Genomic DNA, 21,859 nt, shown 5'->3' on the forward strand with positions numbered 1-21,859 from the left:
AAAAGGGCGGCCAAATGGCCGCCCGAAACGTACTGCACGAGAGTCCTTTTACAACGTCAGCTGCCCCCGCTCCTCCTCGGTCAACTGCTGTTTCGCCTGTTCATCCAGGGCTCCGGCGCCCAGCACCTGCACCGGGCTGTTGGGGTTGTAGCCCGGTGTCGGTGCACGGCTGGCGCCATCGCGGCTTGGGGCCAGTTGTTCGTTGCCGAAGCTCAACACCTGCACGGTGAACACCGAGGCCTGGTTCTGTCGTGACGCGGCCTGTTGCTGACGGGCGACGTCTTCCGCCGCCTGGGTGGCCGACGACGCAGCGGAACTGGCCGAGGTGATCGCCCCGGTATTGACCGCCGAGACCACCGGCACCCCGGTCGCCTTGCCCTGCACCGAGATGTTGGCGGCGTTGACCACCGTTAGCGCGGCGATGTTGACGTTGCCCGAGACGCGAATCCCCGCCTCGCCCGCATCGATGGTGCCCAGCGGCGCAATCAGGTCGATGTCGCCCGGGGCCACTTCGGCAATCGGGTTGAGCGTGGCGATGCCGGCGCCGGTGCTCGGCACCGATGGCGACAGGGTCACGTTGCCCCAGGTGTCGTACACGCGTTTCGGCGGCGTGTAGACCACGGTGGTTTTCGAGCCGCGACCGGCGTTGATGTCGCCCTCGGCCGACCAGCCCAGAATCGAGCCACCAAACGTGGTCATGATCCGGCTCTGCCCCAGCAAAATACTGCCCTCGGAGTAGAGCTGAATGTTGCCCGAGCCCTGGGTGATGATCCCCGCCGTCGAGGGCGGCGCCGCGCCTTCGATGCCGAACACCTGACCGCCACCCGGCGTGAGCATCTGGATGTCACCGCCGAACAGCGTCTTGACCCCGGCGCCCCCATAAAGCGTGATGTCGCCGTCATAACGGATCGGATTGCCGGCCACATCGGTGGTCGGGAACAGCGAAGCAATGGCGTTGCGCCCCCGCAGATAACTGCCTTTGCGTGGGCCGTCGACATCGTTGTACTCAAGACCGCCGGCACGCAATTCGGCGAAGTACACCTGGCGGGCGAAGATCGCTTGTTCGGCACTCGGCAGCGCAGCGAAGAACGCTTGCGCCTGTTCGGCGTTGCCGCTGAAGCCATAGCCGAGGTTCAGCCAGCTCTGCAGTTCGTCGAGGTAAGTCTTGACCACTTTGCCCGGTTGCCCGTTGAGGGAAGCATTCGGGTCGGCGAGGTTCTGCGGGTTCAGGTAACGGGCGATGAACCGCGAGTAATCCGGCCCCTGCGCGCCCGCACCGGCCTGCAACACCACACTGGCACCCGGTCGCTGATCACCCGCCACCAGCGATCCGAGGCTGGTGATGCTGGCACGATCTTCCATCAGGATATTGCGCCCGGCTGTGATATCGAGGACGCCGGGGCCGGCGATATCGAAGCTGCTGTAGAGGATGTCACGCCCTGCCGAGACCCGCGAAACATCCCGAGGATCGTCATGCACGAACAGGTTGCCGGTCGACGTGATGCTTTCTGTCGTCGGCACGCCCATCTCGGCGTCAGGCACGGTCGTCGGATTGCCCAGGAAAGTACCCGACGCCACGATGTCGCGCCCCGCCAGCATCCAGACCGGGCCTGCCGCTTCGTGCCAGGTACGTTTCGACAGGCTGAACGTCAGCGTTTCACCGCTGCGAACGCCCACCAGATCGCCGGTCAGGGCATAAAACCGCGCCGGTGTCTGGACGTCATTCAAGCCCGAGTAACTGTTGGCGCCGAAAGCGAACAACGGATAACGCAGGTTCTTGTCCGGCGCGATACCGTCGCTGTTGCGGTTGCTCATGATCGGCGTGGCCGACGTGTTGTTGCCGTAACCGTTGAAGGCTGGCGCGAACGGCGTGGCGATGGCCAGCGGACTGGCGCCCGACTGATTGATCGCATAGCCGCCGGCGTAGATCGAGTCGTGTGCCAGCAACTCCAGTTGCCCAGTGCTGGAAGGTGCCAGCAACAGCGAATACCCGGTTGCCGGCACTGTTCCGCTGCCCTGGCTGTAGACCGCTGAAGGTCCGGCATAAATCGAACCTTGCGCCGCCACCGCCCGCAGGATCGACGGGTACAGGAAGCGCCCGTCGGTCGGCGACGTATTGCGCCCGGTGACAGGCCCCTGGCCGGTGACTTCGCCCAGTTGCGTACTCGGCGTCAGATTGCCCCCTGCCGAAAACAGGTCGATCGCGGTGTGGTCAGTCCACAACGAGAAGCCCGTCAAACCGCCGCCCTCGTGGACGACACCGTCGTCAGTGGTGAACGGTGTGGAGTTCTGCAGCCGCACCCGGCCCGGATCCGCCGCCCCGCCCAACACCAGATCGCCACGGGTGCTTAGGCTCATCCCGGAATCCCCCGGAATCAGCACCAGCCCGCCGGAGGCGCTGCCCATCGTGGACGTGAACGGGTCAAACGGACGCACTTCGCGAGGATCCTGGGTCGAGGCTGCGGCGCCGTATTGCAGATTGATCCCGCCCAACGCGCCGCCGGCCAGTCGCGCAGCACCGCGCAGGTTGATCAACGCGCCTTGCAGGTCGTGTTGTGCCACACCGATGCCATTCTCTCCGGCCCGGGCCTGCAATGACGGGTTCACCGATCCGCCGATGCGGATGTCCATGTCACCGCCACCGGTCAATTGCAGGCTGCCGTCGCTGCCCACGCGACCGGTGCTGCCGACCGCCACGACCAGCCCCTGCCCGCGCGGATAAAGATTGACCTTGTTACCGTCGCCCATCGCCTTGAGCATGCCGGCATCGCCCCCGGCACGCAGGCTGATATTGCCGCCACCCAAGGTGCCAAAACCGGTGAAACCGACCAGATACGGGCCCGTATCAACGCTTTGATCCGGCAACGGTTGCGTCGCATAGCTGCCGAAGTTGATCCACCACGCAGTCGGCACATCACTATTGCCGGTGCCCTGGCGCCAGAGCCAGTTGCCCACGGCCACACTCGGGACTTGCTCACGGGTGTCCATGGTTTGCGACAAGCCGCGACGGCCCAGTACATCACCCGAAATCGAGCCACCGGCATTGATGGTCAGGTTGCCGCCCATTTGCGGGTACCAGGCCTGATACAGGCTGTCGCTGCCACTGACCCATTTTTCGTAATCGCCGCCGGCACTGCCCAGCACCGAGCGGTTGTCCGAGAGTTTTCCGCGAGGCTGATTGAAGCGCGGATCGATGTCTGGCGATTGAGTACCAGCGGTGTAGACGCCGTACGGCGAATCCATGCTCAGGTGGCCGGCGGCGAGCACGTCCAGATCACCGGTGCCGGTCCGCAGCACGCTGAACATCTGGGTGTGGGTCTTGACGGTGGTCCCCGGTTTGTTTTCCACGCACAGTTCCGGGAAGGCGCCACACCAGGCCAGTACATCATCGTCGGTCATCGGCGAGCCGGGCGGCATCCCCATCCAGTTGTCCGGTGCCCAGACCCAACGCGGCGCCGGCACACAGGAATTCGGCGCCCAGTCGCACCACATCATTTGATCCTCGGGGACAGGCTCGCCCGGCGTGAAACCGCCCAGGTTGCCTTCGCCCCAGACCAGGGTCGGTGGTTTTTCGGTGACGGTCAGGCCGTAGTGAGTGTCGGCCAAGCGCAGGTTGCCATCGCTGGACACCGGTTTGATCGCCCGACTGTCCGCAGCGCCCAGATCGGCCCCCGCCACCACGCGCATCGACCAGGACGCGCTGCCCGCCGGCAACATGCTGGCGACCGCCCAGTTGCGCCCCTGAGTCGTGCCGGTCAAGGGTCGCAACTCGATGAAAGACGTACCGTCAGCCAGCACGACATTCGTCATCGACGGTATCAGCGAGCCGCGCAACAGAGCCAGAGAACCGCTCAGGCGCACGCCCTTGATCCCGTTGTCACCAGCCTCGACGCTGCCCGGCAGCGGCACGCCCTTGGGCCAGCGCAGGGCTTGCAGCGCGGTTGCCTCGTTTAAACGGATCCCCGCTCCCAACCGGCTGCCCGTCGGCAAGGTCACGCTGTCGGCGAGCAGCGTACCGGCGGCATACAACAGATTGCCCGAGGCATCGCGCACCGAACCGGCGAGCACCGTGCCGGCGCCGAATGTGTACGGCGCCGCCAGCGTCGCCTCGGTGGGCAACAGCGTGCCGCTGGCCAGCGTCGTCGCTTGCAACGGGAGGTCGTAGTTCAACGTGGCGCCCACCGGAAATACCGTGCCGTCCGCCAAGGTAACGCCCGCCCCCGGCACAATCAGATCGCCACCGAACGGCTGAATCCCCGGCAGCAATTTCCAGCCGGAGTCGTCCACGGTCTCCGGTGGCGGTGCGAAACCGTCGTTGAGGCTGCCGTGGATATCAAGGTTGCCGCCGGCGCGAATCACCAGGTTACCGGCCTCGCCCGAACCGTATACCGAAGTCTTCTGCGTATGCGGATTCAGGCTGGCATAGCGATAACCGGACAAGTCCACATCACCCTGCACCACCAGATCACCGTCGGCGGTTTTGCTGGCGATCTCGACACCGGGCCGCAGATGGAAGGCGTCGGCGTACGTGGCGTTGTTCAGACCGGCCAGTTTGTTGTTCAGCAAATGACTGTTGGCCAGCGCCGCGTCGATGAACGCCGTGCTGTCGCCGTGAAGGCGATCAAGATAAGCCTGATCGATCACCTGATACGGACGTCCGCTGGCCGCCGGGTCCGTGCCGTCACTGCCATCGGTATAGCGGCGCGTGGCGTTGAGACCAATCGAGCGCGCACCCTGAATGCTCAGCGCGCCGCCGGCATCGATGGCAATGTCATCCGCCCCCAGACGCGGCGCATTCAGCTCAAGCGTGCCGCGCAGCAATCCATCGGACTGCCCCGGCAGTGAACCGCGAACCGCTTCGGTGCCATGGCGCACGTCGATGCGCGCGCCAGCGCCGAGGGTCAGCACACCTTGTCCGGAGTTGAGTTCGACCATTGCCCGGTTCGGTGCATCGATGATCTTGCCGTAGCTGTCGACCCGCAGCACGCGACCATGGGCATCAAGCACGGCATTGCCCGCCAGGGTCAGGCCGTTTTGCGCCGACAGGCGAATACTGCCGACCCGCTCGCCGCTGGCATCGATCAGACCGGCCACCGTCAGGCGGCCGTTGTCCACCGACACATTGACCTCGCCCGCCTTGAGCCCCTCGCCGATCAACAGATCGCCTTGCTTGAGCTGCAAGCTGCGGCTGCCGAAGACCTGCCCCGCATTCAAGCGCTGATTGAGCGCCGCGAACTGCTGGCTCGCATCACCGTTCAGGTGCTGCGCGCGGATATCCACACCACCGGCCTTGTACGGCACAAGCGTGCCGCCGGCATCGTAATGACCGCTGCTGGCACCGAGAATATCGCCTTGCAGATCGACCATGCCGGCATCGGCGGCCAGGGCGACCGCACTCAGGTTACCGGCCTGATTGTTCTGCGCCGACAGATCGATACGCGAACCCGCCGCCTGACGAATGTTGCCCTGGCTGCTGTACAGCGCCACGTCGCCTCCCCAGCTGTACTTGTTCACATCGTTGAACGGCAAGGTACGACCGGCCATGTCCAGATACGCGCCACGGGTGAGGGTCAGATCGCCCTTGGACTTGACCACCAGTTTGCCGCTGGCCAGGGCGATGCGACTGTCCAGCAGGACGCTGCGAGCATCGAGGGTCAGTTCCGCCCCCAGGGCGTTGGCGGCTGCCGCTGCACCGCCCCCCGTCAGGGTCAGGTTGTCACCGGCCTTGAGCCGGTTGACCGAGCCCGCCTCTCCCGTCAGCAACGGCGTACGCAGCGTGAGATTGCCGCCGCTGTAGGCATAACCGCTGACCGGATCGAAAGCACCCTGCGTCTGGTACACCGCCAGGCTGCCCTTGTAGTTGGCGGTGATGCGATCACTGGCAGCGAGATTGACGTTGGCAAAGCCCAACACCAGACGTTTGTTCTGCTCCAGACCACTGGCTTGCGGATTGGGGCCGTAGCCAAACTCGATGCGTTGCGCCTCAATATTGAACGCGCCCCGGCCCGTGCCGGCGCCATCCGCGATCACCGCACCCGGATCCTGAGTAGCACCGTTCCAGATCAGGTTGGCGGTGCGAATGGACGCCACGTCGCCGCTTTCACCCAGGCCGTAAATGGCCGGGGTGCTCAGTATCAGGTTTTGCAGTTTGCTGACGCCGGTCTGCGGATCCCGCGTATCGAGGCTGACATTGCCGTAGAAATTGAATGCGTCGCGGCTGGTCAGGCTCAAGGTTTCCAGCGTCGGCGCGCCGTACTGGGTATCGCCCCGCAACAGGCGGTTCAAGACATTCTGGTTCAGGGTCAGACCAGTCGGCACCCGGTTGCCGGCGGCGCTCAAGGCCTCGGCACTGCCGGCATTGACGGAGCCCACGGCCAGCGTCAGATGACGGGTGCCGAAGCGCACCGACTCGTCGAGTTCGAACTGCCTGTCGGTGGCGGCGGTAATGCTGCCATTGGAATAGAGCACTGTCGGGTTGTTACAGGCTGTCGTCGGGCAGTTGCCGATGCGGATGTCGCCCGAGCCGGATGTCCTGACCGAGACTTCAGGCGCGAGCACATTGGTCCAGCCGTTCGACACCACCAGCAACCCCGCCGCACCCGGTTTGTAGATGAAGCCGGTGCTGGAATCGTAAGGCGCGTTGCCACGCCCCAGCGTGTTGATGCCCGAACCGGCCTCGATACTGATACCGCCATCGGTCCGGGTGGTGCGCAACAGCACTTCGGGCGCCGATAACACAGCGCCTTCACGCAGGGTGATCGTTGAAGTATCACCGCTGAACGCGATGATGTTGCCCGACGTGTTGTAGTCGATCGTCGGTTGCGCGCCGATGGTCAAGCGGCCGGCGTTTAGCGCGTTGAGGCTGTCGGCATACAGCGACACCCCCGCAAAACCCTCAGTGCCCGAATGCCCCGCGCCGAGAATTTCGAAGTTCGCCGCGCCGTTCACCACCGCCGTCCCGACGACGCCGCCCGTGGCGGGCTTAAACAGCGCCTGACCATTGAAATCCAGCGCGTTACCCGCTGCGGCGCCACGGGACAGATTCAGTCTCAAGGATTTGCCGTCCATGGGCGCCAATGCCCAAGGCACGCCCCGGCGCGTCGCATCGCTCTGGATGAACTGACTGAAAGAGGTTTCGTTGTACTGCGAGTAACGGCGCAGCACATCGGCGGATGTCAGGATGACCTGGCTCGCCAGGCTGTCACGCAGGCCGGTATTGGCAATCGACATCCGCCCCGAACTAGTCCACGAACCATTGCGCAGTGGCAGCGCAGCGTTGGTCGCACCCGCTGCCGCCTGGCCATTGACCTCGACCCGGAAAGCCCCCGGCAACAGCGAAAAAGTCGAAGGCAGCAGCGTATAGGTGCCCGCCGCCAGCCCCGGAACACCGGTCCCAAGGGTGATCTGCTGACCGATACGCGGGTCGACCGCCCCCGCTTCGGCGAGCATCGGCGCATAGGCACTCTGATTCCCCGGCACGATCGCGTACACCGGATTGCTGGCCAGCCCCGGCAGACTGAAAGTGCCGTCACTGGCGTTGCGCACCAGCGGGTTGTAGCGGGCATCGGTGGAACCGCCACGGCCGGAAACGAAACCGGCACCGCGCAAATCGCCGCCGCCCGAAAGATCGATCAACGCGCCGCTTTGCACATCGACATATTGCGAGGTAAGCGTCACGCCAGCGGTTTCGGCGGTGATCCCTCGAAGCAGCACGGACTTGTCGTTGTAGCGATAGTCGATGCCGTCGGTGGTGCCGCCATACGGCATGACCAGTCCGGCGGCGCTGGCCGAGGTGATGCTGCCTGGCAACAGATGCAATGCCTGAGTATCGAGAACCAGGTTGTCACCCAGATTGATCATGCCCAGCGGCGCACGGATCACCCCGCCCTGCTCGATATGGCCGGCGGCCAGCGTCAGGCTGCCGAAGACCGAGTAAGGCAACGCCGCAGGCGCGGCCACGGAACGGCTGATTCGCAGGGTCCGCGCCGGGTTGGCGTCACGCTGGACACTCTGATACCCCACGCGCACCTCGGCGGTGACATCGCTGGCGGGATAGATCTGCGCGGCACGCAGGTTCAGGTCGCCCGGTGTCCAGAGTTCGGTTTTCTCGACGTTGCCGGTGGGCGCCAGAAAGCGCAGATCACCTCGGCTGTCGAGCGTGACCTGTTCAAAACCACGCCGCCCGATCTCGAGCGCCGGACCGCTGAGCTGCACGATTGACCCGGCCGTGCCGAACGACAGACTGTTGCCCAGATCCAGCAGGTCCGCCGTGGCAGTGAACTGTGACGGTGCCACGGCGTGCGTCGGATTGTTCAACACTCGCGGCCGGATATTGCCGGGGGCCTCGAAATATTTGCCCGGCCCCGACAGGCGAACGTAAGACGCGGACAGATTGATCCGCGCGCTTTCTGGCGAGCCATCCGCCAGCGACAAGGCCCCGGCATACAGGCTCAGGCTTTGATTCATGTGCAGATCGACGTTGCCGTCAAACGACAGCAGACCGTTGCTCAGCACGCTCAGGTTGTCGAAGCCGCCGGCCATTAACTGATCGGCGCCCAGACGGGCGCGACCATATTGCAACGCAGGGGCGGCGTCACCCGCTTGCAGACTGGCCGGCAACAGCGACGGGCCGGCATCCTGGCCGATGACGATTTCGCGTGGCACACGAACAGCGTTGCTCGCATCGCTGCGCAGATAACTCGGCGTCTCCAGTACGATGTCCAATCGACCGCCCGCCGCCCCGGCACCACCGGCTGCGGCACGCAGGTCGCCTTCGATGAACAGGCCGTTGTAGGAACTCAGCGAAATGCGCCCGCCATCGGTGGCAACCAGCGTTGGCCCCTGCCCGGCGATATCCAGCATCGCCTGTGCGCCGGAGGCGTCCAGGCGCGCACCGTTTCGCACGATCACATAGGCGTCGGCCGACGTGGCCGTGGCTTTCTTCGCATCGGTTTCACCGCCAATGACGATCGAGCCGCCCTTGCCGATCTGGCCATACACCCGCCCCAGCGCATCGATGCCGGTGGCCACGCGACCAGCCACATCCAGCACCGCGTGCTCGCCAATCCAGATCGAACGGTTGTGGGTTTGCTTGTCTGCCGTCTGCGAGGAATCGGCGACATTGATCGAACCGAATTGCTGCTGACGGACATCGATCGTGCCGCCCCAGGCATTCAGTTCGCCATCGACCGTGAGCTGACCGGCGCTGCGCAGATTGATGCGCTGCCCCGGATCGACACTGATCCGCGAGCCCTGGCCCAGGCTCAACGTGTTGCGAGTCGGGTCCACCAGCGCAATCTCGCTGGAACCGGCCTGCAGGGTCAGGCTGGCGCCGGCGCGCTGGGTCAGTTGCGCCTTGAGCGGGTTTTCCTGGTAGAGCGTGGGCGTCCAGAGTTCGAGTGCCTGCCGTGGCGCCGTGCCGCTGACCTGATTCGCTGCCGCGTCACCAAAACGGTAGACCGGCATCAACACGTCAATAAGGGTGTTGTCCGCTACATCGAGGCGGTTGAGGCCGATCAGGCTGTAGGCAGAGAAGCCTTTGTCGAACAGATCCGGTTGCAGTTGCAATGTGTTGTCGGCGAGGGGTTTATCAGCCTGCCCGATGAGGATGTCGCCCGCCTGAATCAGCAAGCGGCCGCCGCCGGACACACCGTAACCCCGCAGTTGCCCGTCAAGGGTCAGGTGGGTGTCACCTGGCGCGGACAAGGCGCTGGACTCAAGTGTCACGTCGCCGCCCTTGCCACCGCGGGTCTTGCCGTTGGCAAGAATCGCACCGCCGGACGACACGTCCAGCAGGCTGCCGGCACCGATCTCGATATCGCCGCTGCTGCGAATCGACACCGACCCACCGTCCAGATACGCCAGGCTCGCGACATCATCCGGGTTGGTGCGCAGGTTGCTCCACAGACCGCGAGTGTCCAGTTGCACCCCTTCAGCCACACTCACGCGGGTGGCCTTGCCGGTCGGTGCGACGAGTCGAGTGTCGGTGAGGCGATCGGTGCTGAGCTGATTGAGCACGTTGCCCAGATGCAGGCTGCCGCCCCGGACGGTCAGGTCGGCGTTGACCTGTACGTCCGGCCCGTAAAGGGTGATGTCGCCGCCATTGGCGAGCGTGACCGCGCCTTGCACGTCGATCCGCTCCTTGGCTGCCACTTTCAGCGCGCCCAGTTGCCAGTCGCTGAGTTGCCCGGCATCGACAAACAGCTTGCCGTTGCGCGCATCCGATACGGCACCGGTCAGATCCCGATCATTGCCGGCGACCGGGCGCTCGCCGCCGATCTGCACCTGATCGAGCAACGGATTGAGGCCATAGAGCAAGCCACCGGAGGCCGCCACATACGCCGGGTCATAACTGCCGACAATCAATTGCCCGCGCCGCGCCAGCGCCGTCTGGCTCTGCGCATAGCCATCGAGTACGGCACGCGGTGCCTGGGTCTGGCGGTCGCCCTGATAAACCTCGCCGAGCATCTGGCCGTCGAGCACGGCGTTGCGGGTGCCGATCACCAGTTGCCCGGCATCGCGCCCCACGGTGTAGCCCGATTCCTGACGGCTGGCCGGCGCAATCAACGGATTGTAGTAGTAATTTGTCTGGCCCCAGCGCTGGCTGCTGTCTTCATAGCCCTTGTACAGCCCGGTGTAGAGCAGATCTCCCGGCGCTTTGGAGACCTCATACAGGCGCCCGTCGGCACCGCGCAACCAGCTCTGGCGAATCTCGCCACTTTGAACATCCAGCGTGCCACCGGAAAGGTTGATCAACGAGCCCTTCTCGGTGACCACGTCATTGCCGGCAAAACTCACCATCCCGCCCTGAGCCATCCATTCGCCGACGCTGTGGCCCTGGGTGCCGAGGTAACCGCCGACCTCCAGCAAACCGCCAGCGGTGTACCAGCGATCCGTCGCGTAACCATTGATGCCGGCCGGGACGTACACCAGTTCACGCACATCGACCCAGATGTCATTGCTGTTGAGCGCACCCTTCTCGCGATTGACCGACGCATCGCGCTGCTCATTACCCTGGACGTTGATCTTGATGCTGTTGGATTCCATCGCGACCTTGACGCCGATGGCACCGGAAACATCGATCAGCGCGCCGTCACGCACCAGGCTGCGACGCTGCGCCGCCACCGCGACCTGCCCGCCGGTGGCCAGGGTGATCGAGCCATTCTGGAGCTCGACGCTGCCACCGCTCTGGATCTCGATACGCGATTGATCGCTGCGAATTTTGTTGTTGGGCGTAACGCCGGTCAGGGCGGCCTGGTGCTGACTGTCGAGGGCGGTCAGGTCGCTGCTGTCGAGCAGGATCGCCGTCGCACTGCCCTGCCCCAGCGTCACGCTGCCCTGAGTGTCGGTGGCCGGGTTGAGCAAATGGATCGTGCCGCGAGTGGCGACCGAGGTGCTGGCCAGCAACACGCCGTTTTGCACGACCTCGTGGCCGGTCAGGGTGATGTCGCCGGTTGCGGCCTGAATCAGGCCATTGTTACTGACCTTGCCAGCCGCGCTGCCGGTCTTGAAGCCCGGTGTGACTTCGTTGCCGAACGTCGTGGAGAAAGCGTTGCCTTCAGTACCCGAGCCTTTGCGAATGTAAAAACGATCGCCCGCGCCGAGCACGGTCTGGCCCTTGGCGGTGTTGATGCTGCCGTCGTTCTGTACTTCGCAGCCGAGCAGCAAGGCATAGCCGCCGGCATCGGTCGATTTGGCTGGCCGCGCCGTCTCGATGGACGCACCGCGCTCCACCAGCACTTTGCCGGCCGCCTCGGTAAACGTCGGCTGACTGCCGGTGCTGTCGAAATACAGGCCCCGGTCGCGGAACTGAATGTCCGTGATGTTGGCCGCTGCGGCCACCAGGTTGCGTACGTTGACCTGGCTGGTGCCGCTGAACACGATGCCGTTGCGGTTGATCAGCATCACCGTGCCATTGCCTTTGATCTGGCCCTGAATCTGGCTGGCCCGGGCATTCGGATCGTTGACCCGGTTGAGCACGGCCCAGTTCGACTGCTGGGCGAAATCGACCGTGGTGTTGCGCCCGACGTTGAACGTCTCCCAGTTGAGAATCGCCTTGTCGGCGGTCTGTTCGATCGTCACCGTGGTCTTGCCATCGACCTGAGTCTGCTGCGGACCTTTGGCGTTCTGCCAACCTTGCGTCAGGCTGTTATCGACCTTCAGCCCGCCCTCGCCCAGACCGTCAGGCACCCACTGCACCGTGCCCAGCGCCGCCGCACGCCCGGCGGCCTGCGCCGCCTGTTGGGCAGCAATGGCGGCCACCGTGTTGTTCAGGGTTTGAATCGAGCGCTGCAACTGCGCATTGGCCTTTTGCTGCTGGGCCAGCGGTGGGGTCATGCCCGGCAATCCGCCCACGCTCGAGCGTGACGCGGCAGCCTGTTGCGCGGCGCCCTTGGCGGCAAACCATCCCGAACTGAACGCAGTCGCCGCCTCGGCACTGCCCGCCACCAGGCACAAGGCAACCGCCTGCGCCAGGGGCTTGAGCAACCACAGCGCCGGATCGGCGGCCATACGCTGCGAGGGCTGGACACGGGTACTGCAACGGGATGGGCGAGCGAGCATCACTGCGAGATCCTTTTTGTTTGCCACATGAGGCCGCAGGTCGGCTTGCCCCTGCTGTTACGACATAGGCGGTTGGCGAGGGCCGCGACCGAACGGATGTCACACAAACTTCATGAATGAGGAGTAGATCGGCCAAAAAAAATGGCAGCAGCCCTAAGGCTGCCGCCATTTCATTGCGCTGAAGCGAGGCTTACAAAGGACGGCCGACAGCGTTGCAGACGCTGGCGTTGTTGATGTCCAGGTTGTTGCCCGAGGTGTTGGTGACGAAGTTGGCAGTCACAGCGGCTTTCCAGTTGGTTGGAACCGGAGTGAAGCTGTGCGCCACGGTGGCAGCGTTGTTGCCCGGGTTGCTGTAGTGAGTGGTCAGGAAAGCTTTGACATCAGCGGCCACCGAGGCGTCCTTGTAGCACTGACCGAAGATGAGGTTGGTGTAAGCCACGATCGGGTAACCGCTGGCCGGGTTAGGAACGACCGGTACCCACTGCGAAGGGTTCGAAGGAGTGGTTGGCAGAGCAGCCGAACCCAGGGCCAGCGAAACGTTGGCGGTGGTTGGCTGTACGCCGTTGACGCGAGCAACCACTGCGTTGCTGGCGGCGTTCACACCGTCCGGACCGACGTAACCGATGGAACCGTCAACCGCGTTGACTTGAGTGGCCACATCAGCGGTACCGGCAACGCCTACCCAGTTCGAAGGCAGGGTCGAACCGGCTGGCAGACGAGCGCTGGTGAACGTGGAGCTGGTGGTGAACTGAGTCGGGCAGACCGAGTTCAGGTGGCGGGTCAGGATTTCCGAAGTGCCGCTGGACACGTTGCGATAAACAACACGGATCGGCGTGGTGTCGGAAGTGCCCAGCAGAGCGCCCCAAGTGGTTTTGGCGCCGGAGAAGGCGTCGCACAGCTGAGCGCTGGTCAGGTTCAGAGCGGTCTGGCCGGATTTTTTGTAAGGAATGGCAACCGAAGTGGCCACCGAAGGCAGTTGAATCAGCGGGCCGTACGAAGCGCCGAAGTTGGCGTTGTAGGTGCTGATTTCCGAAGCGCTGAGGATCGAGTCGCTACCGGCGAAGTGAACCGAACCGGTGGTGCTGAACAGTGCCGAGTTGTTGGTCAGGAAAGCGGTCTTGCCAGTGCCGCTACCGGTACCCACGTAGCTGAAGTTGGCTGGCAGGATGCTGTTGCTGGAACCTTTGTACAGAGCGGCAGGCAGAGTCGCGCCACCACCGGTGACGTTGGCGGCCATGGCCTGGGCGGAAGCCAGGGCGGCGACGGTCAGGGAAGCTGCGATCAGAGTGCGCTTGAACATGAAGAATCTCCTTTTCAACGTTGGTTGTGAACACAGGTTTTCAGTGGACTTGCATGACACTGGGAAGACTCACCGCTGACCTTCGCAAGCGGGGTCCGTGGTTAAGTCGCACTGAGAAATTCGCAGTTTCCGGTGACAGATAAAGGAAAAAACCTCGGGAGGTGCGGGGTGATTTTCGAGGGATTTTCTCGGGTGTTCCGGGGGCTATCCGGAGTGTCTGCGGCGGGCATTTCGAGGGAATCGGCCACAGCCCTTGAAGGGCCGTTGCAGATGACAGAAAGGAGAACCCGAGGATGGGAGGAATGAGGGTCGGGTGATGCCGAGGTCGTTGAAAAAAACCTGAATTATTTATTGCTCTGACCGGCACAGACAACATCAAACCAACAGACACACCCTACTGCACCAACTGGTTGATCTCGATGATCGGCAACAGCACCGCCATCACGATCACCAGCACCACCCCGCCCATTACCACAATCATCAGTGGCTCAAGCAACGCAGTCATGCCCATCGCCCGGCGTTCGATATCACGAGACAGGGTTTGCGCAGCGCGTTCGAGCATCGGCGGCAGCGCACCGGTTTTCTCGCCGCTGGCGATCAGGTGAATCAGCACCGGCGGGAACACGTTCTCCACTTTCAGCGCTGCCGCCAGGTTGACGCCCTCGCGCACCTTGGCGGTGGCCTCATTCACGCTCAAGCTCAGACGATCATTCGACAAGGTCTGCCGCGCCGCCTCCAGCGCTCGCAACAACGGCACCCCGGCGCCACCGAGAATCGCCAGCGTCGAGGCGAACCGCGCCGTGTTCAGCCCCAACACAAACCGCCCGATCAGCGGCAACTTCAGCACCCGATGATGCCAACTCAAGCGCGCCGCCGGATTACGCAGGTACAGGCGCCAACTCCAGAACGCACCGGCCATGACGCCGGCACAGAACCAGCCCCACGCACGGATGAAATCACTGGCATTGAGCATCGCCAGCGTCAGCCCCGGCAGATCCTGCCGCGCCTGGGAAAACGCGCTGACCACCTGCGGCACCACGTAACTCAGCAGGAAAATCACGATGCCGATCGACACCAGCCCGACTACACCGGGATAGATGAACGCGGTGAGAATCTTGCCGCGCAGGTTGTTACGTTCCTCGATGTAATCCGCCAGCCGCTCCATCACCTGCGCCAGATCGCCGGACTCCTCGCCCGCCGCGATCAACGCCCGGTAAATCTCCGGAAAATCCCGTGGCCGTGCCGTCAACGCTTCGGCCAGTCGCATGCCGCTGCGCACATCGGCGCGTACCGCGCTGAGGGTGTGGGCGATATGTTTTTTCTCGGCCTGTTCGACCGTGGCACTCAGCGCCGCTTCCAGCGGCAGACTGGCGCCCAGCAGACTCGCCAGTTGCCGAGTGGCCCACGCCAGATCGTTGTCCGAGAGCTTGGCGCTGAACAACCCACCGCCGCCGTGCTGGGAGACGTTGCTTTCCTTCTCCACCGACAACGCCGTCAAGCCACGACCGCGCAGCACGCCAAACGCCGCGCCCTGACTGTCCGCTTCCAGATGCCCGGACTCGATCTTGCCGCTGGCATCGGCGGCTTCAAAACGATAGCGATTCATCAGGCGTCCCGTGTCACGCGAAGGATTTCTTCCGGCGCCGTGGCACCGCAGCGAATCCAGCGCTCGCCGTCTTCACGCAGGCTGAACATTCCGGCCTTGCTCGCCGCCGCACGCAACGCCTGCTCCCCTGCCCCTTGGTGAATCAGGGTGCGGATGTTGTCATCGATGCAGAACAATTCGTGAATGCCGGTTCGGCCGCTGTATCCGGTGTGATTGCACGCCGCACAACCCACCGGGCGCCAGGTGCCGGGCGTGGCTGGATCTTCCTGCTTGCACTGATTGCACAGCCGTCGAACCAGCCGCTGGGCCAGAACCCCGAGCATCGACGAGGCCAGCAGAAACGGCTCGACACCCATGTCGATCAAACGGTTGACCGCCGACACCGCGTCGTTGGTGTGCAACGTCGCCAGCACCAGGTGACCGGTCAGCGAAGCTTGCACCGCAATTTGCGCGGTTTCGAGGTCGCGGATCTCGCCGATCATGATGATGTCCGGGTCCTGCCGCAGAATCGCCCGCAACGCCAGGGCAAAGGTCATGTCGATCTTGGCGTTGACCTGAATCTGGCTGATGCCCGGCAGGTCGTATTCCACCGGGTCTTCCACGGTGAGGATGTTGCTGGTGCTCGCATCCAGCCGCGCCAGCGCCGCATACAAACTCGTCGTTTTGCCGCTACCGGTCGGGCCGGTGACCAGCACGATGCCGTGGGGCTGGCGGATCAGGTGATCGAGTTTGGCCAGCACCTGCGCGTCCATGCCCAACGTTTCGAGATGCAAACGTCCGGCCTGCTTGTCGAGCAGACGCATCACCACCCGCTCGCCATGGCCGGTGGGCACGGTCGACACACGAATATCGATGGGCCGCCCCGCTACGCGCAACGCAATGCGGCCGTCCTGCGGCAAGCGTTTTTCGGCGATATCGAGCTGCGCCATGATCTTGATCCGCGACACCAGCGCGCCGTGCAGCGCCTTGCGCGGCGACACCACATCGCGCAGCGTGCCGTCGACCCGGTAGCGCACCACCGAATGGGTTTCGAACGGTTCGATGTGAATGTCGCTGGCTTCGTCCCGCGCCGCCTGGGTGAGCAAGGCGTTGATCATGCGGATTACCGGCGCACCGTCCTGGGTGTCGAGCAGGTCGGTGATTTCCGGCATGTCCTGCATCAGGCGATCAAGGTCGACTTCGTTCTCCGCCGCCCCGACCACCGCCGCCGCGCTGCCAGTGTCGGCGTAGGCCGTGGCGAGCAAGCCGTCGAGTTCGTCGTCGCGCACCCGCTCCAGTTTCGACGCGCCGAACTGCCGGCGCACCTCGCTGATCGACCAGCCCGGCGTCGACGGGCACACCGTCAGCACGCCGTCGCGCAGCAGAATCCGCTGCGCCTTGGCCCAGGCGTAAGGCAATGCGCTCATTGCAGCGGCACCGCTTTGATGGTCGCGCGCGGGCCGGATACCGGTGCCGGCACGCCTTGGGCAGTGGCCGGCAATTGCGGCGCCTGCATGTCCGGCATCGCCCAGCTGCGCTCCGGTTGCAGACCGCCCTGCGCACGGCGCATGAAGTCGTAGCGGTTCAGCGTGATGCTGCGCCCCGCCGCGCTGTCGCGAATGATGTACGGGCGCAGGAACACCATCAAATTGGTCTTGGTGATCGAGCGGCGTTCGTTGCGAAACAGCGCGCCAATCCCCGGAATGCTCGACAGCCATGGCACCGCGTCGTTGCTCTGGCTATAGCCGTCCTGCAGCAGCCCACCGAGCACCATGATCTGCCCGTCGTCGAGCAGGATGCTGGTGTCGAGCGCGCGTTTGCTGGTGACGATCCCCGCCGAGGTCGACGCCGCCGAAGCACGCTCGTCGATGCTGCTGACTTCCTGATAGATGTCGAGCTTCACCGTGCCGCCCTCGGAAATCTGCGGCCGCACGTTAAGTTTCAAACCGACCTCTTCACGGGTCACGGTCTGGAACGGGTTGTTGCTGGTGCCCCCGCCGCCAGTGACGTAGCTGCCGCTGACAAACGGAATGGTCTGGCCGACAAAAATGCTCGCCGCTTCGTTGTCCAGGGTCAGCAGGTTCGGTGTCGACAGCACGTTGGTACCGCCCTTGCTCTTCAGGGCCCGGGCCAGCACTTTCAGGTCGAGGATCTTGCCGATGCCGGGGATGTCGACGGTGCCGTTGACGTAACCAAGGTTCAGGCCTTGCGGCAGCACATCGAGGCTGGTCTTGCCGTTGAGGTTGATCCCCGAGCCGCCGAGGTTGGCGCCGCCGATCACGCCTTTGCCGCCGAGGTTGCCAGTCTGCCATTGCACGCCGAATTCGCTGGTGTCATCCTCGCCGACTTCGACAATCAGGCTTTCGATCACCACTTGCGCGCGGCGCTGGTCGAGCAGATCGATGACTTCGCGCAGGTTGCGGTACAGCGGTTCCGGCGCGGAAATCAGCAGGGTGTTGGTGGTCGCGTCCGCCTGAATGGTCACACCGCCGGCGCTGAACGCAACGTTCTGTTCGCTGCTCTGCGCGTTGCCGCTGCCGGTGCTGCTGCCCTGCGCATAACTGCCGCCGGTGCTGCCGCTGTTGTTGCTCGAAGTGGAGCCGTTGGTTTGCGTACCGCTCTGGCCGTTCTGCCCACCGCCCGATTGGGTGGAGCTGCCCATGTTGCTGAGTACCGAGCGCGCATTGTCGCTGGTGCCGCTGTCGCTCTCGCCGGTCAACAATCCGCGCAGTGCCTGAGCCAGTTTGCCGGCCTGGGCGTTGCGCAGATACACCACATGCAGATTGCTCGGGTTGCTCTGGGCGTTGTCGAGTTTGTAGATCAGATTGCGCGCCAGCTCAGTGCGCTCCGGGCTGCCGGCGCGGATGATGATGGTGTTGGAGCGCGGGTCGCCGATCACTGCGATTTTCTGGGTTGGATCATTGCCCGGTGCATCGAGCAGGTCGGCGACCATCGGCGCGATGTCGGCGGCAATGCCGTTCTGGATCTGCACTACGTCGGTGTCGATGGCACTCGGGGTGTCGATGCCCTGAATCAACTGCGCGACCCGCGTCAGGTTCTCGGCGTAATCGGTGACAACGATGGTGTTGTTGCCCGGATAGGCGTTGATCGGGTTGTTCGGCGACACGATCGGGCGCAGCACCGGGATCAGGTTCACCGCGTTCTCGTATTGCAGGCGGAACGTGCGAGTGAGCATGCCGTTACCGGCCGGTTTGTCGGCGCTGTAAATCGGCCCGCCGAGCAGTTTGGCGTCGGCCTCCGGCACCACCTGCGCCACGCCACCCACATCCACCACGCTGAAACCCTGCATGCGCAGCGCCGCCAGCAACATGTCGTAGGCCTGATGCGCCGGCACCTGACCTTCGGAGACCAGCGTCAGGTTGCCCTTGACCCTTGGGTCGACCAGAAACTGCTGGCCGGTGGAACGCGACAACGCCCGCACCACCGCTTGAATATCCGCGTCGACAAAATTCAGCGTCACCGGTTGATCGCCCAACGGATTGGCCGGCAACGTCGTGCCCCGGGCCGCACCGCCACCGCGGGCGCGTTCGGTGATGTTGTGCAACTGCTTCGGCGCAGGTCTTGCCTGAGCCTGCGCCCGTTCGCGGTCGAGCACCGCATCGCCACTGCGCTGGGTGTTGGCCAGCGGCCGGCCGAGTTCGCTGTCCACCAGCAGCGGCGGTTGATTCGGTGGCGTGGTGTTGCTGCACGCGCTCAATGCCATCAACAGCATCGGCAACGCCATGCGTTTGGAGCCTGACCCCTTCATGAAGCTTCCTTAGCGCCCAGCGCCTGATCCATGCGTACGGTGCCCGACAGAGTGCCGGCGGTGTCATCGGTCGCGGTGTCGTCTGCGCGTTGCAGACGGGCCTCGACCACTTGCAGTGAAAAATTCCGCGGTTGGCTCAACAGCCAGTCGAGAACGGCGTCGGCCGGTGCCGCGTCGAAGGTCAACTGCCAGCCGGCGGACGCGGCCGCCAATTGGTAATGGCCGCCCAGTCCGCTGGCCTGCAAGGTCTGTTGCAGCGACTGCTCCAGGTTTTGCCCTTCCGGGCGCACGCTGACCTCGCGCAGCAGCACTTCCAGCGCTTCGGCCTGAGCGCGCAATTTCGGCGTTTCAACTTGCGAGGCGGTGATCTTCTTCAGTGGCGGCTGAATCAACGCCACCCACACAAACAGCCCCAAGAGCAACGCAACCATGCCACCGACCATGCGTTTTTCCCGCACGGCCAACGGCTGCCAACGGGCCTGCAACTGAGCACTGAAGCGCTGCCAACCGGCACGGTATTTCGCAAGCGAGGGGCTATTCATCTTCGGCTCCGCTGCTGTCGTCGTTGTCGGTGTCAGTGGCAGCGGTCGCCTCGCCGGCCGGGCGCAGGACCCAACCGTCGTCATTCGGGCTGATGCTGATGCCGGCCTGGGCCAGCGTGCCTTGCCAGTCCTTGTCGTTGCCCGAACGCCGGGCCTCGGGCAGCAAACTCAATTGCAACGCGCCGTCAACAAACTCCAACCGCTGCACCGTGCCCGCCATCGACGGCATACCGCTGCCGGCCTGCAACACCAGCCGCGTGAAATCCTGACCCGGCGCATCCACCGCGCCTTGCTGGCGCGCTGCGATTTGCTGACGGGCCTGTTGCAGCGGATTGAGGATCACCGGCAACTCGGGGAACGCCTGCTTCACCCGTTGCGCCATCTGCGCCTTGAGCTGCTGACACTGCGCGGCCTCGCGGGCGGCGTACAGGTTCAAGCCGATCACCCAAACCGCCAATGCCAATGCACAGCAACCGAGCGCCCTGCCCCAGCCGCGATGTTCGGTGCCCGGTTGCTGGAGGCCGCCGTGCAGGCCCCAGTTCGGCAACGGGCCGGAGCAGCGCTGCAAGTCGGGCAATGTCGATTGCACCGCTTCCGGCGCGCCGTCACCAATCCAGTGCGCCGGCAGGCCGGTTTCCAGCAGCCACGCTTCATCGATCATCGGCTGCACCTGCGCTGCATTCGGGCCGTGGCGCAGCAACAGATGCTCGTCGTGCAGGCAGCCGACGCCGCCGGCCATTACCGGCAAACTGTAAGCCGCCGGATACAGGCCTTTGAGGTTCAAGCCGAATTGCCCGAGGTGCTGCAAATCCTTGCGTGCCACCCAGGCAATCTGCACCTGGCCGCTTTCATTGCGATTGCAATGGGAGATATGCATCTCGGCGCTGTCGCCGAGCATCAAGGCCTGCGCCGCACATTGCACCGCCGCAGCGGTTTTGCTCGCGGGCAACGGCGGCAGATCAATACTCGCCAAAAGGCTGTCCGACGGATGCAGAAAGCACACCAGCGGCTGCTTCGGCAGCGCGCCAAGTCGCACGCGTTCCTGGCGAGTGACCTGCCCCTGACGATCCAGCCACGCACAACCCACTTCACTGTCGAGACTCAGCTCCGCCAACGGCGGCAAACTCACGCGCAACTGGCTCATACGCCCACCCGCGACCAGATCACTTGCGGCAACCGATCCTGACTGCGATGCAACAACGCATCGAGGCTCACTCGCCGCTGATCGCGCCGCGCCTGCCCGCGCAGCCGGAACCAGTCGCTGGTGATACCGACCTTGACGCTGGTGATCTCCAGTTGCGGCAAGCGCAGGCGATTGACGAAATCCCCGCGATTGATGAACCAGCGCCCGGCGTCACGCTCATTGATCAACGCCTGCGCCCGCTCCAGCGACAACCCCGGCACATAAGCCGCCAGCACCGGCGCCGTGGCCGTGTTGCCGTTGAGCCAGGTGGTCGCCGGAATCACCGTCAGGTACGGCGCGAGCTTCGCCAACAGCGCATCGTTGACCCCGTCGACACTGCGTAAATCATCAAGCGTGCGCAGCATCGGCAAGGTCGGCGATTGCGGCTTGCGCGACGCGGACGGCGACGTGGCGCGCCCGCTGTCGAAGGTGTTTTTCGCCACAGGCTTGTCCACCACTTGGGCATTCAACAGGTGCGGATAAGAGCCAATCACCCGCTGACTGATGCGCCGGCTCAAACCGCCGTTCACACCGATCAACTCGCACAAACGCTCGAACGCCTGCACCTGCGCATCATCGATCCGCTCGTTGGCCACCAGATTGCGCAAGTTGAACTTGCCCTGCTCGTCCTCCAGCCGTCCCTCGAAACCCTGAGTGTTCAAGCGCTGCGCCCAGGGTTGATCGAGTCGGGTCAGCGGATCGCGCTGCCGCGCATCCCACAACAATTGCCGGCTGATCTCCAACCCGCCGTGCAACAGCCAACGGCCCTGCACGCGCAGTTGTTCGGCTTCCAGCGCCCGGGTCGAAACGCTCTGGCGGGTCAGCATGCCGGCAGCGATCACCGCGACCACCGCCGCAATCAGCAGCGCACTGATGATCGCCATCCCCTGCTGGTGCGATTGGCTGTTCATGACCGGCC

8 protein-coding genes are annotated in these 21,859 nt (G+C 64.1%); all 8 read right to left on the reverse strand.

Features of this window, described 5'->3' with window-relative positions; all coding sequences use genetic code 11:
• Positions 1-48 precede the first annotated feature (48 nt).
• The gene (locus I5961_RS15670) at positions 49-12,561 is read right to left on the reverse strand and encodes a filamentous haemagglutinin family protein (protein ID WP_227232777.1); all 12,513 of its coding nucleotides are present in this window, start codon (positions 12,559-12,561) and stop codon (positions 49-51) included.
• Positions 12,562-12,751: 190 nt separating this feature from the next.
• Positions 12,752-13,861 carry a substrate-binding domain-containing protein gene (locus I5961_RS15675; protein ID WP_227232778.1) on the reverse strand — a complete coding sequence of 370 codons (1,110 nt, stop codon included), beginning with the start codon at positions 13,859-13,861 and terminating at the stop codon, positions 12,752-12,754.
• A 394-nt stretch (positions 13,862-14,255) separates the two neighbouring features.
• Entirely contained in the window at positions 14,256-15,467 is a 1,212-nt protein-coding gene (gene gspF, locus I5961_RS15680; protein ID WP_227232779.1) for a type II secretion system inner membrane protein GspF, read from the reverse strand.
• On the reverse strand, positions 15,467-16,873 hold the full coding sequence (gene gspE / locus I5961_RS15685) for a type II secretion system ATPase GspE (RefSeq protein ID WP_227232780.1): 1,407 nt from the start codon (positions 16,871-16,873) through the stop codon (positions 15,467-15,469). Before gspE ends, gspF begins: the two co-directional genes overlap by 1 nt.
• Complete coding sequence (gene gspD, locus I5961_RS15690) at positions 16,870-19,215, reverse strand: type II secretion system secretin GspD (RefSeq protein WP_227232781.1); 2,346 nt, start codon at positions 19,213-19,215, stop codon at positions 16,870-16,872. Before gspD ends, gspE begins: the two co-directional genes overlap by 4 nt.
• Positions 19,212-19,757, reverse strand: a complete 546-nt coding sequence (gene gspM / locus I5961_RS15695) for a type II secretion system protein GspM (RefSeq protein WP_227232782.1) — start codon at positions 19,755-19,757, stop codon at positions 19,212-19,214. Before gspM ends, gspD begins: the two co-directional genes overlap by 4 nt.
• The gene (gene gspL / locus I5961_RS15700; protein WP_227232783.1) at positions 19,750-20,901 is read right to left on the reverse strand and encodes a type II secretion system protein GspL; all 1,152 of its coding nucleotides are present in this window, start codon (positions 20,899-20,901) and stop codon (positions 19,750-19,752) included. Before gspL ends, gspM begins: the two co-directional genes overlap by 8 nt.
• On the reverse strand, positions 20,898-21,851 hold the full coding sequence (gene gspK, locus I5961_RS15705) for a type II secretion system minor pseudopilin GspK (RefSeq protein WP_227232784.1): 954 nt from the start codon (positions 21,849-21,851) through the stop codon (positions 20,898-20,900). Before gspK ends, gspL begins: the two co-directional genes overlap by 4 nt.
• Positions 21,852-21,859 lie beyond the last annotated feature (8 nt).

It is taken from the genome of Pseudomonas sp. IAC-BECa141, from assembly GCF_020544405.1.
Taxonomy (GTDB): domain Bacteria; phylum Pseudomonadota; class Gammaproteobacteria; order Pseudomonadales; family Pseudomonadaceae; genus Aquipseudomonas.

Bases quoted from the DNA above. Each gene is read 5' to 3' on its own strand.
- I5961_RS15670 (WP_227232777.1), bottom strand. From the start codon at position 12,561: ATGCTCGCTCGCCCATCCCGTTGCAGTACCCGTGTCCAGCCCTCGCAG.
- I5961_RS15675 (WP_227232778.1), bottom strand. From the start codon at position 13,861: ATGTTCAAGCGCACTCTGATCGCAGCTTCCCTGACCGTCGCCGCCCTG.
- gspF (WP_227232779.1), bottom strand. From the start codon at position 15,467: ATGAATCGCTATCGTTTTGAAGCCGCCGATGCCAGCGGCAAGATCGAG.
- gspE (WP_227232780.1), bottom strand. From the start codon at position 16,873: ATGAGCGCATTGCCTTACGCCTGGGCCAAGGCGCAGCGGATTCTGCTG.
- gspD (WP_227232781.1), bottom strand. From the start codon at position 19,215: ATGAAGGGGTCAGGCTCCAAACGCATGGCGTTGCCGATGCTGTTGATG.
- gspM (WP_227232782.1), bottom strand. From the start codon at position 19,757: ATGAATAGCCCCTCGCTTGCGAAATACCGTGCCGGTTGGCAGCGCTTC.
- gspL (WP_227232783.1), bottom strand. From the start codon at position 20,901: ATGAGCCAGTTGCGCGTGAGTTTGCCGCCGTTGGCGGAGCTGAGTCTC.
- gspK (WP_227232784.1), bottom strand. From the start codon at position 21,851: ATGAACAGCCAATCGCACCAGCAGGGGATGGCGATCATCAGTGCGCTG.